Here is a 12,263-nt window from a genome sequence, read left to right on the forward strand (position 1 = left end):
AGATTAATTTACAAAAAAACTAGCTTCATTAATGGATGGCCAACCGGAACGTTAATTGGCAAAAGAACTAAAGAAAAACTTATTACTTTACAAAATGTATATAACTTTCTTTTGTTATTCCGAATTGCCTGAAAATATCTTCAGTTTTTGGTTTAAAATAGGAATAATGTAAGATAAATCTATTTTTCTTGTATGATAAAGTAGAATAGTAGGAAAATGAATCGAAGGATGTGGTAATATTTGATGTTAAATGTAAAAAAAATGTCGTTTGTTGTTTTTATTTGTTTCTTGTTTTTTATACCAAATTCAATCTTTGCTCAAGAAATTTTACACAATGGAAGTAAAGGACAAGCAGTTTATGACTTACAAGAAAATTTAAAGAAAATGGGTTATTTTAAAAGTCAACCAACAGGGTATTATGGTTCAATTACTGATCATGCAGTTAAACAACTTCAACAAGATTCTGGAATATTAACAGATGGAGTTTTCGGATTCCAAACACAACAAAAATTAAATAGTATTGAAATGATGGCCAGGGTTGTTTATGGAGAAGCTCGAGGAGAAACTTATGAAGGAAAAGTAGCTGTCGCTGCAGTAATTTTGAACCGAATGTCAACGCCAGGTTTTCCTAAAAATACTTACGATGTTATTTTCCAGACAAATGCTTTTACAGCTGTACATGATGGGCAATATTATTTGACCCCAAATAGCTATTCTTATCGAGCTGTTATTGATGCATTACAGGGTTGGGATCCTACTCATGGTTCTGTTTATTATTATAATCCGTTCTTGGCAACAGATGAATGGATTTTCACAAGGCAAACAGTCATTAGAATAGGCAACCACTTATTTGCAAAGTAAAACTATTACATACATATTGAGGAATGATATTTTTATAGTTTCGTATTATAAATATCCCATTAACTATGTCGTGTGGTATAAAAGGTCGGGCAGTATTTGCCCGACCTTTTTGGTGGCACCCCCATAAGAAAAAACTGCCTTAAAGACAGCTACGATCTTCAGCTAACGCACCCGCTAGTTGAAAAGAGTGAAAGTTAAATTGTACCTTTCATTCTAATTACTTTCACACCTAACTCAAAGTTCTAGCATTGCTTTTTTTAAAGCTATTGCTTGCTTGTTACTAGGTGACACATGAAGGTGATATTCATCAACTCCATTGTTTTTAAAGAACTGAATCATAAATCAGCCATTTAGTTCAATATCTATCTCCTTAAACTTTTGAATTATATTTGATGTTTCCCCTTATTTTCCGTACCCATTTGCTTATAAACAATAGTAAGTACTTTTCCCTTGGTTCCAAAAGAAAAAAGCGATTACCTGGTATAGGAACCGCCTTCAACAATCTTTGCAAATTCATCAAGAGTAGTTGAATACTTGATATAAATTCGTGGTAAAAGATAAAGTTCGTCTTTAATGCCCTTCACAGAAAATAGTTCAGGTGTTGTCGTAAGTCCAAATAAATAATATTTCTTCGTTTCTTCTACGACTTTGTCATTGAAATTTCCGTATGGATACGCAAGAGCATTAACTGGTTTGCCTGTTATTTTTTGAATTTTATCTTTGGACCCTTTCAGTTCATATTCATAATTTTTTATTTCCGTCAAATCAGGATGTGTAGCAGTATGAGACTGGATTGAGATTATACCCGAATCAGCCATCATTTTTAAATCCGATTTAGATAATCGGTTTGAACGACCGATAAAGTCAGAAATAACAAAAATGGTACCACTTGGTTTAAAACGTTCGTCTTTAAGTTTTTGAAAGATAGCGAATGCATTCAGATTGTTTTTGTATCCGTCATCTAAGGTAATGAAAATGGGTTTATTTGCTTTATAAATGTCTTGCCAACGATCGAAAGTTAATAATGTGTAGCCATGTTCTTTTAAATAAATCATTTGTTTCTGGAAATTATCAGGAGTTACATATAGCTCCTTAGAACCTTGCCCAGTAAACTCGTCAATCGAATGATAAACTAAAATAGGTACTTTTCGTTGAGCAAAAACTTGTGATGGAAGAATTAAAATAAGAAGACATAGGAAAAACATTACAAGCTTTTTCATAAAATTCCTCGCTTTGCATCATTTTTTATATCTTTTCAATTTATTGTGCCTCAGGAAGCATGGTTCTATTATGATTTCTCCCATTTTTAATTTTATCTCCCATTGATCAATGGTGACTTTGATAATCCCATATGAAAAACTAATTTCTTAAAACACTAATGAATCAGACTAACTGCCACATTAGCTCTATAAGAAAAAGAGCTGCCAAAGCAACTCCCTTAGCATTCCTGTTGATTGTTAAATATCAGGTTTAAAAAAAATGGAACCCCTCAGTAAGATACGAGTATAGAGACCAATCTAACTCAAAGTCTTAAGGAGGTAGCCCTACTATGAATTTTAAAATGCAAAACAAAATAAACTAATTGAGAGAATTACGGATCAACATCTAGTTGTTGGTGTGGATATTGCCCAACACGTACACGTGGCCCGTGCTGATGGTTAGGAGGAGCATATATCGAGTAAAGGTTTAGCGGAATATTACCTGAATTGGTTACATTATGCCAAAATATTGTATTTATTGGTCTTCTTATTAACAACTCGTCCAAACCAATCAATACTTTCATCATAGAATGAATATAAATGATTATAAGATATGGAGGAAACAAACCAGTGAGTGACACAGATTTTTCAAATGATTCTCCCAAGGGCCCAAAAGGAAGATTAATTACTGGCCATTCAAATGAGTTTACTTCAGATACACTTGGCTTTCTTACCCGTTTAGCAAATGAATATGGAGAAGTTGCTAAAATTCGTTTTGGACCTTTCCAAAATGTTTACTTCATTTCAAATCCAGATTTAATTAAGCAGGTACTTGTAACAAAACAAAAATCCTTCTTGAAATCAAATGACTTCCAAGCTTTAAAACCATTACTCGGAGAAGGCCTTCTTACAAGTGAAAAGGAAATTCACATGCGCCAAAGAAGGCTTATTCAACCTTCTTTCAAAAAATCTCATATTAGCAATTATGCACAGGATATGATTGATATAACAATGAACTATATTTCCACTTGGAAAAACAGGGAAGAACGGATTATTACGGAGGATATGATGAGCCTTGCTCTCGGTATCATCAGCAAGACCATGTTCAGTTTGAACCTCAAAGAAGGATATGACGAGCTCGGGGAACCTATAGAAGCATCTATGAGAATTGCTGTTAAAAGGATGAGAACACTTCTTCACTTGCCACTATGGGTTCCAACTAAAAATAACCGAGAATATAAAAATTCGATACAAAGACTTGATACAGTGATTTTTAACATTATTGAAAAACGTAGGGCAGATTCAGAGAGACATGAGGACATGCTTGGGATTTTAATGGATGCTCGAGATGATGAGGATGGCTTAGGTATGACAAACCAACAGGTACGTGATGAGCTAATGACCATTTTCCTTGCCGGTCACGAAACAACTGCAAACGTGCTTTCCTGGACCTTATACTTGCTTTCACAACACCCTGAAGTGGAAACTAAACTTTTCAATGAAATAGATAACGTAATCGGCGATCGTAACCCTGCTCCTGGCGATTATATGAAATTAACGTACACACAAAATATTATCAATGAATCAATGCGCATATACCCTCCTGGCTATATCATATCACGGAAAGTGGAGGAGGATGTGGCAATAGGAGGATATCATTTTAAAAAAGGCGATATGATCCTGTTAAGTCAGTATGTGATGCACCACAAGCAAGAGTATTTTGATAATCCAGAGTCTTTTAATCCAGAGCGATTTGAAAACAACTTTGTGAAAACTCTACCTCAGTTCGCTTACTTTCCGTTTGGCGGAGGGGCAAGAGTTTGTATCGGTAATCATTTCGCAATGATGGAAGCTGTGCTTGTCCTAGCGTGCATTGCTCAACGATATCGGATAAGGCTGGCGCCGGACCATCATGAAGTAAAGCCACTTCCGTCTATTACTCTCAGACCGAAGCGTGGATTGCGCATGGTAGTCGAAGAGAGGAATATAGGAGGTATCCAACAAGAAGATTCTGAAATTTAAAGGAATTAATGAACAAAGTTGTCACTCTACACCTAGGGAAGATCCCCCTTAGTTCCATAAAAAAGACTGCCGCATCAACTAGTTTTTGAAGTAAACCAGCTAGGCTTCGACACAGTAGAAAGTGGTTCTTTAAGTGATTCGCGGAGACAACAGCCAGGAACTCCTGCATAATGCACAGAACTAACAAAAGAAGAACCAACAAAAGCATTGGAAAAAGCAAATAAAGAAAAAGCCCCATTTCTACGGGATAAGGTAATAGAAAAGTTATCAGCTTCTAACCTCAAACCCCTCTCAAGTAAAGATATTGTGAATATGAACAGAGAAATATATAATTCATAAAACAAAAAGGTGCACTCAGTTTAAAGTGCACCTTTTTGCATATCCATATATCCCCATAAAGTTTTGCCTCTTTCCTTTATGCCGCCAAACAATCCAAAATATTATTGGTAATTCTGAGAGATTACAAAAGTCCTTCCAGTCCGATTCAATTTTTTTCAATACATAATCTAAGTATGATTGTATTTTAAATCTCTCTTCTACTAAACTCCCTCTATAAACATTGATGTATCAACGAGGAAATTGAAGCGGAAGACTTAAACAGAGTATTGAAATTCTGGTTTTATTACTAATTTCGAACTGTTCCGGAAAAGCATGAAATGACAGCTTTACTTCGGATAAGATCGGGAATGTTGATTAGTTTGGGTAAGGTTTGACCATGATAATCTATCTATAAAAGACAGTGAATATACTGGTTATGAACTTTCAATGGAGATTTTCTTCATCAATCGTTTTAATTTATCTTCTGTAGCTGTTCCCTCTACTGGTGTATAGATACTGCACCTTAAGTCCATGTCCCCCTGGACTTGGAGAGAAGTTAAATTAAACAGCATCTTTCCCGCTTTAGCATGTCTAAATTCAATCATCATTTCTGGAGCTTTGCTCACTTGACTTTCTTGCCATAAAGATTGAAATTCCGGGTGGGAATCACTCATTTCATTAATAAATAGGCTATACCATTCATCCCCTAAGTAGTGACCATAATAGGCACGAAAAATGGCAAGAAACCCTTTAACAAAATGCTCCCAATTCACAGCTAATGCTTTTAATTCTTTTCTTGTAAATATTAGATGGATCAAATTTCGTTGGTCGTCCGGGAGTTGTTCAAAATCTAAAAATACATGAGAAGCAGCATTGTTCCAGCCTACAATATGACAATGTCGATCTGTAATGATAGTAGGGCAATACGTTAACTCAGCTAAAATTCTTTCCAAAGAAGGACTTAGTTTTGGCTGATCCTTCTTTCGATGAATAATGGATGATTTCACCTCTAAAGCTAAATCATATAAATACTCCCGTTCATCATTATTTAATTGTAGAGCTGTAGATATGCAATCCAATACGCTTGTGGAGACCTTTATATCCCGCCCTTGCTCTAGCCACGTATACCAAGTAGTACTGACTCCCGCCAAATGTGCAACTTCTTCTCTTCGTAAGCCAGGTGTTCTTCTCCGTGTACCAGCAGGTATACCTATAGATTCAGGCTTTATTTGGGATCGCTTCGATTTCAAAAATGAAGACAAAGCTTCAAGCCTGGTTTTATCATTCATTTCTAAAACCACCTTCATAACAAATTAAACTAGTAGTTATTATACCAGGATAAACACTCACTTGTAATAGGATAACCCCGAAGTATAATACAAGTATACTATTCATTTGGAGTGATGGAAAATGGAAAGAGTCGTTATTACAGGAATGGGAGTAGTCTCTCCTATTGGAAACAACGTAGAAAAATTTTGGAGGAATCTGACTGAAGGGAAGTCTGGCATTTCCTCTATTGATACATTTGACGTAAGCAATCATAAAGCAAAAATTGCAGGAATTATTCGTGATTTTAATGCAGATGAGATCTTGGGAAAAAATGAAGCACGACGTCTAGATCGCTTTACTCAATTTGCTTTGGCTGCTGCTGAACAAGCTTGGGCTGATTCTTATTTAGATATTGATGATGTCAATCTGGAAAGACTTGGCGTATATGTTGGTTCGGGGATAGGAGGAATTGAAACATTTATTGATAATGTGGATACTCTTCGAGAGAAAGGTCCTAGAAGAGTCAGTCCAACCCTGGTACCAGCCATGATTTCAAATGCTGCCGCGGCCCAAATTAGTATTAAGTGGAACGCAATGGGACCTACTATGTCACCTGTTTCCGCTTGTGCGATCGGTAATACAGCTATTGGTGAAGCATTCAGACTTATTCGCTTTGGAGAAGCTGATGCCGTTTTTGCAGGAGGAGCAGAGGCAGCTATAACAGATTTATCGTTAGCTAGTTTTGGCAATGCTACAGCATTATCAACGAGAAACGATAATCCAACTAAAGCTAGCCGTCCTTTTGATGTAAATCGAGATGGATTTGTCATGTCAGAAGGAGCAGGAATTTTAATCTTGGAATCTTTGTCTCACGCTTTACGTAGAAACGCAAAAATTCACGCTGAAGTCATTGGGTATGGTGCAAGTTCTGATGCCTATCATATGGTGGCTACACACCCAGAAGGTAAAGGAGCCTATCTTGCAATGAAAATGGCTTTGAAAAACGCAAAAATTTCTCCTGAAGAGATTGATGTCATTAGCGCTCATGCAACAAGTACAGAAGTTGGAGATCGTTCTGAGACACTGGCAATTAAAAAACTATTTGAATCAAAAGCTTATCAACTCCCAATAACAGCTAATAAATCTATGCTTGGTCACATGTTAGGAGCAGCTGGAGGCGTGGAAGCAATTGCTTTGGCAAAAAGTTTACAGGAAGGAATCATTCCTCCAACCATCAACTTGGAAAAGCCTGACTCATTATGTGATTTAGATTATGTACCGGGTATTGCCCGTAAGGTGAAAATAAATACTGGTCTATCCAATTCATTTGGTTTTGGAGGCCATAACGCAGCAATCGTTTTAAAAAAATATGAGTGAATTAACTTTTGCATCATATTTTTAAATTAAAGATCCTCAAGAGAAACGAATTCTACAAATTAGGCACGATAGCTTTATTTTCTGCATTGGCAAATGATGAAGAAGGGAAACAAAAGGAATTAGATAAAATGAGAGCTCACGTTAAAAGACTTAAGAATGAAAAAAAGAAATCTAAATAAAGAAAGGATAATGTAATGGCGATAAAGTGGACTAAAGATGAAGAAAAATTACTTGAAGAAAAAACAATATTATCTACAATCGAGGAATTAGAAGCTCTATTTCCTGATAAGGATAGATCAGAAATAATAAAGAAAATGCTTCAATTGTAAAGGTCTATGGAAGTTAAATATTTTCAAACTTTAACGAACATAAATACTGGCTGTTGTGAGGTAAATAGAAAGTTTCCTTATTATTTAAGTGATTTTTTACAATATTCGGCAAAATTTAAGTACTATTTGATTTATACAAAAAGCTCGGTTAGTCAAAAAGCCGAGCTTTTGTTACTCTATTTTTTCCATTTTCCAAAGCATTCATAATAACATTCGTAAATATTTTTCGAAGTTAACTCCTTCTACTTTAGGAATTTGCTCCAAGGAGGAATCATTGATAGCCTCTGTCAGGAATGCCACTGCGAGCTGTACGGATTTTTCTAAGTTCTCTCCACGCATCATGCTTCCCATAATCACAGATGCAAATAAATCACCAGTACCTGAATAGCTTTCACCGTTATACTGCGTCGCACTATAAAAGGTTCTACTTCCGTCCAAATACATATTTCCGATAAACTGCTTCTCTGAATCTGCTGACGGTGGATTCATTCCAGTGATGATAACCTGGGCTCCCGTTTCTTGCTGCAACATATTCCCTGCTTCTTCTATCGCTTTAATATAGTCCTCTTCGTTTGAATAGCTATGCAGCTTTTCATAAGGCAATCCGGTTAATAAACAGCACTCTGTAACATTTGGTGTAATGACATCTGCACGCTTCACCAGTTCTCTCATAAGTACCAGTAATTCATCGGTAAAAAGTTTATAGACTTCTCCTATATCCCCCATTACTGGATCAACAAGTAAAATGGTTTCTTTTGTATAAAATTTATCTAAAAAATGGAAAATATTATTAATTTGCTCTTCACCAGTAACGAAGCCGGTATAGATTCCATCAAAGGTTACATTAAGCTTGCTCCATTCTTCTATAAAGTATTTCATTTTGGATGTAAAATCTTCACAAAAAAAACTTGGATATCCGGTTTGCGCAGTCAATATGGCCGTTGGTAAAGGGCATGCCTGCACGCCCATGACCGAAAGAACCGGAATTGCAGCTGTTAATGAACATTTTCCAAAAGATGATAAATCCTGTAGTACAGCAACTTTTTTCATAATAACCTCCATATGGCCTATCCACTTTAAACTTTATTTATCTTATCATAAATCAGCTAAAAACAGTCATCTCCTCTCTCTTTTCAATACGTATAATATCTGTATTTTTTAAACTGACCTCATAGTTTTTTAATAAATTGACACTTTTATAGACACCAGTCTTTTGCTAAAATCATAGGAAAATTCTAGTTAGGAAGGTTTACAGATATGCAAAATACACAAAGTTATTCAAAGTCAAGTCAAAAAACTATGGATCTAATTATTACCGCAATGTTGATTGCACTTGTGTTCCTATCTACTTTCTTTTTGAATATTAAACTGCCAATTTCCGCAAATGGAGGGTTAGTTCATCTAGGAACAGCTATGCTTTTTATTGCATCTATTTTATTTGGTCCTAAAAAAGCAGCTCTTGCTGGTGCGATAGGAATGGGGTTATTTGATATAGTTGGAGGGTGGGCATTGTGGGCACCTATCACCATTGTGGCGCGTGGTTTGCAAGGATATATAGTTGGTAAAATCGCTTGGTCAAAGGGTCGCAACGGTACAAGCATTGCTTTCAATGTAATAGCAACAATCGTTTCCATTCCATTTATGATAGCTGTTTATTATATTGGTGAAGGGATTCTATACGGTAATTGGATTGCACCTTTAGCTTCGATACCTGGAGATCTCGTTCAAAATATATTAGGAATTATCGTTGCCGTTCCAGTTTGTGTGGCTTTGAAAAAGGTTCCTTATTTTAAGTAAATTCGCTATAAAGGTAAACGTCAAGTAGCCCCCAAATACTACATGGATGGTGTATTTGGGGACTATGTTTTGTTTGCTTCCCTTTTTATCGGTACTCTGCATGCAGAGGGTAAACTAGATGACCACGGCAAGACTTTATCTATTTCTTTTTTATTCGTAAGATCCATAAGAGTTTTTTTTCAGGATTGTTCTCGCATATACGGCTTGATGTCCTTGTTTTTGATGAAAAGCAAATCCATCAAGAAGCCACCTCAGTTGCCTTCTTGAATTGGTGAGTGGGACATTCAATGTTGAGTTGGCCAGTCAAATTCCCCTTTTTCTAATCTGCGATAGTGCAACCAAAACCCATTATGTTCCCACACGAGAATCTTTAGTTTATCGCGTGAGCGATTGCAAAAGACAAATAAACAAGAGGAAAAGGGATCTAAGTCAAACTCTTCCTTCACAATGGCTGCCAGTCCATCAATGGCTTTACGTAGGTCTGTAACTCCTTGTGCGATACATACCCTTCCAATGGCTGTTTCTTCTGACATCATAGCTTTTTAACCGTCTGCATCACTTGTAGAAGCATATGGGGAGTAAAAGGTGCATCTATTTCAATTGTAGCTTCTTTAAAATGAATGCGGATGTTGGTATGTATTTTTTCTTCTATAGGAGGGACATTCATAGATATCCATTTTGTACGTTTACTTTCATTCGGATCTTTCACTTGAGGTGATAATTTCTTGAGCCAGTAATAGAGCCGATGAACCGGTAGATTCTGTTTTTGACACCAAGCAGCTTTGGATAATCCACTTTCTTTAAAATCTTGGATGTGGGCTTCCCATTCCTTCTTTATAAGTGGTTTTGTCATAAAAAACCTCCACATATAGGATGTAAGGAGATTATCTCATGCCTTATTTACAAATTGTAGGTGGGGAATATTTGGCGCTTACAGAGAAACTTAGTTAGTTACCATAATCAGTCACAACGAAAAAGCCCTTTTTTCTTAAGGGCTTTTCTTATGTTCATAAAGCCATATTTTTCAAATACCTATTAGCTACATCGATTAATTTAGTTAAAAACAGTTAAGATTCCGAAGTAAAAAAATTTAAGCCTTATCACTCTCACTCTTATTGGTATTGCACCACAAACAATGATTCTTCATTATCTTTTATCATAAATAAACAAGGTTTAAATTTTTCTTCTATTAAGAAACTGACCATAAAAAAGATCTAGTGCAAATGACTAGATTCTCTTTTTAATATCTTCCCTTATCGATTCAATGATAGTACCTGATAAATTTGCTGGAAGAGATGAACCATCCTCAAAAACCCATGTATTAATTATTTCAAGATCTTCTTTTTTAAAAGTAATGCTATAATCTTTTTCATTGTGAGTAAAATCGGCTGTAACCGATTCTTCACCATCAAACTCGTCATCAATAATCATATTTTTTATTTCATATGGCTTCACGATGTAATCTCCTTTTTATCATTCTTGTATATAGAATGGGCTTTATATGATTGTTTATTCATTTTTTACAGCAAATCAAATACCGAAGGTTTATTTCAGGTGATGAAAGCATTAAAACCATTCAGAAATCAAAAGGTCTAGGTATCGAGCATTCATATTTTCTCTCCTTCGGTTCTTCATTATTCAAATAATAATAATCCCCCCAAAAGGTTATATAACCAAAAAACCCTTATAGGTTAATTTACTTTATATTAACTCAATCATTTATTAAGAATGAATTAGGTTACCCACATGTTTTTTCTTTTATAGACTCTTTTCCTGAATTGTTCCAGGAGCGCTTGACTATGAAGAATGGAGATTTCAGGCTGATGATAGAACTTTTATTAATATAGGAAGATAAATAGGATTAGGGGAAAATCGAAGCATATGCAAAAGGAAGCAAATTGCACTGTTGAATGTCCTCTTCCTGGTTTTTCTTATAAACCAAACAACAATAAAACAAGCGTTACTTACTGATCAAAGTAAGTAACGCTTGTTCTCCAATCCTTACCCAAGCAATGATTAGTGGGTACTTTTTCTTTTCTACGTTAACATAGGAACTAACTAATGGCTTTATTAGGATTCCCCATCTCCATTATCAAAAAATGCATCAAATCCCCCATCAAAATCCTCTGTTGCCTCTTCAAACATTTCCTCAATATCAAAACCTTCCATCATCTCAGTAAATAGCATCGTCCCTAAAACACCCACTGCTAATCCACCAACCATTCCAGGTATAGCGCCAGGTATAGCGTTTAATTGGGAAGCGCGACCATGATGCTGGTTTGCGGAATAAGAGAAAGGCTGTGTAAAAGCATAAGGCTGATCAATGGCTTCCGATATATATTTTCCTAGTAGTTTTTCAAGTCCGGCTTCATTTTCAAGAACATTTTGATTTAAATGAAACTCACGTTTTGCTTCAATTTCCTTGTATCCGCTTTTACAGTCAACTTCCATCCAAACCCGGATACCTGATTCTTCATTGGCAAAACGCATTTCAACTTCATTTACTTGTCCCATGAATTGTTGAGTGGGAAAAAAAGCAAATTCCTGTCCATATTTGTCGAGTTTACCGGAGTCAGCTGTCTCGCGAAAACCTAATTGAGTCATTGCATTAAAAATGGCTTGAAGAGAATTCTGGGGTTGGATGACTAGCCGGTCTACATCTTTGCGGTCAACCCCCCCCTCAATATCAAGATGTGTATCCAGATAGTATGAGACAGTTCCCCTTGAAATAGGTATATTCGTAGGCAGGACGTAATGAAAAGGAATGACCTTACGTTCTTTGGGGTGAATACACTCTCGATTAACTAATGGTATATGGGCAACTTCCTTAGAAACGCTTTCTTGTTTTAATACCACATTCATCATAAGCCGGACAGTCAATTGATTAATGTTCTGTTCCACCTCACCCCCTTGAATGACAACCTCCCCTTGGATGCTTTCTCCCGCTTGATAATTACGATTACCGCATTGTAAATCTACAGTTGCGGCTCCTTTTCCTAAACTTGCTAAAATCTTTTTGAACATGCTTCTTCTTCCCTTCGAAATTATCTCAAACCGTCTTAAGAATATGTAAGTAAAATGGGGAGTAATA

Annotated in this window: 12 protein-coding genes and 2 pseudogenes; 6 read left to right on the forward strand and 8 right to left on the reverse strand. The window is 35.9% G+C overall.

The window, feature by feature from the left end; translation table 11 throughout:
* Positions 1-243: 243 nt before the first annotated feature.
* A complete protein-coding gene (locus ACFRAK_RS08805) occupies positions 244-861 on the forward strand; it encodes a cell wall hydrolase (protein ID WP_387597272.1) in 618 nt (205 codons plus the stop codon).
* 473 nt (positions 862-1,334) lie between these two features.
* Here ACFRAK_RS08805 and ACFRAK_RS08810 read toward each other — a convergent pair whose 3' ends face one another.
* On the reverse strand, positions 1,335-2,081 hold the full coding sequence (locus ACFRAK_RS08810; protein WP_387597275.1) for a polysaccharide deacetylase family protein: 747 nt from the start codon (positions 2,079-2,081) through the stop codon (positions 1,335-1,337).
* A 425-nt stretch (positions 2,082-2,506) separates the two neighbouring features.
* Positions 2,507-2,584 (reverse strand): annotated as a pseudogene (locus ACFRAK_RS08815) (cupin domain-containing protein); the annotation flags it as partial.
* Between the two features lie 106 nt (positions 2,585-2,690).
* Between ACFRAK_RS08815 and ACFRAK_RS08820 the strand changes: the two are divergent.
* Positions 2,691-4,082: a cytochrome P450 gene (locus ACFRAK_RS08820; RefSeq protein ID WP_394571625.1), complete on the forward strand. Its 1,392-nt coding sequence runs from the start codon at positions 2,691-2,693 to the stop codon at positions 4,080-4,082.
* A gap of 93 nt (positions 4,083-4,175) precedes the next feature.
* Positions 4,176-4,421: pseudogene (locus ACFRAK_RS08825) on the forward strand (3-hydroxyisobutyrate dehydrogenase); the annotation flags it as partial.
* Positions 4,422-4,834: 413 nt separating this feature from the next.
* On the opposite strand, the gene ACFRAK_RS08830 reads toward ACFRAK_RS08825, so the two are convergent.
* Positions 4,835-5,689 (reverse strand): helix-turn-helix transcriptional regulator, encoded by an 855-nt coding sequence (locus tag ACFRAK_RS08830; protein ID WP_394571626.1) that lies wholly within the window; start codon positions 5,687-5,689, stop codon positions 4,835-4,837.
* A gap of 121 nt (positions 5,690-5,810) precedes the next feature.
* Between ACFRAK_RS08830 and fabF the strand changes: the two genes are divergently transcribed.
* Together fabF and ACFRAK_RS08840 are read left to right on the forward strand one after the other, a co-directional pair.
* Positions 5,811-7,046, forward strand: a complete 1,236-nt coding sequence (fabF, locus tag ACFRAK_RS08835; protein WP_394571627.1) for a beta-ketoacyl-ACP synthase II — start codon at positions 5,811-5,813, stop codon at positions 7,044-7,046.
* A gap of 194 nt (positions 7,047-7,240) precedes the next feature.
* Positions 7,241-7,375, forward strand: a complete 135-nt coding sequence (locus ACFRAK_RS08840) for a hypothetical protein (RefSeq protein ID WP_387597287.1) — start codon at positions 7,241-7,243, stop codon at positions 7,373-7,375.
* Positions 7,376-7,576: 201 nt separating this feature from the next.
* Here ACFRAK_RS08840 and ACFRAK_RS08845 read toward each other — a convergent pair whose 3' ends face one another.
* Positions 7,577-8,425 carry a pyridoxamine kinase gene (locus ACFRAK_RS08845; protein WP_387597289.1) on the reverse strand — a complete coding sequence of 283 codons (849 nt, stop codon included), beginning with the start codon at positions 8,423-8,425 and terminating at the stop codon, positions 7,577-7,579.
* Positions 8,426-8,632: 207 nt separating this feature from the next.
* Here ACFRAK_RS08845 and ACFRAK_RS08850 point away from each other — a divergent pair, with 207 nt between their 5' ends.
* Complete coding sequence (locus ACFRAK_RS08850) at positions 8,633-9,172, forward strand: ECF transporter S component (protein WP_387597292.1); 540 nt, start codon at positions 8,633-8,635, stop codon at positions 9,170-9,172.
* Positions 9,173-9,456: 284 nt separating this feature from the next.
* Here the strand turns inward: ACFRAK_RS08850 and tnpB are convergent, their stop codons facing one another.
* From tnpB to ACFRAK_RS08870, 4 genes are all read right to left on the reverse strand, one after another.
* Positions 9,457-9,708 carry an IS66 family insertion sequence element accessory protein TnpB gene (tnpB, locus tag ACFRAK_RS08855; protein ID WP_394571629.1) on the reverse strand — a complete coding sequence of 84 codons (252 nt, stop codon included), beginning with the start codon at positions 9,706-9,708 and terminating at the stop codon, positions 9,457-9,459.
* Positions 9,705-10,025 (reverse strand): IS66 family insertion sequence element accessory protein TnpA, encoded by a 321-nt coding sequence (gene tnpA / locus ACFRAK_RS08860; protein ID WP_387597298.1) that lies wholly within the window; start codon positions 10,023-10,025, stop codon positions 9,705-9,707. The genes tnpB and tnpA overlap by 4 nt, the downstream gene beginning before the upstream one ends.
* A gap of 374 nt (positions 10,026-10,399) precedes the next feature.
* The gene (locus tag ACFRAK_RS08865) at positions 10,400-10,627 is read right to left on the reverse strand and encodes a hypothetical protein (protein WP_260287704.1); all 228 of its coding nucleotides are present in this window, start codon (positions 10,625-10,627) and stop codon (positions 10,400-10,402) included.
* Between the two features lie 615 nt (positions 10,628-11,242).
* On the reverse strand, positions 11,243-12,196 hold the full coding sequence (locus ACFRAK_RS08870; protein ID WP_394571631.1) for a sporulation protein: 954 nt from the start codon (positions 12,194-12,196) through the stop codon (positions 11,243-11,245).
* Positions 12,197-12,263 lie beyond the last annotated feature (67 nt).

This window comes from Peribacillus sp. NPDC056705, from assembly GCF_043656335.1.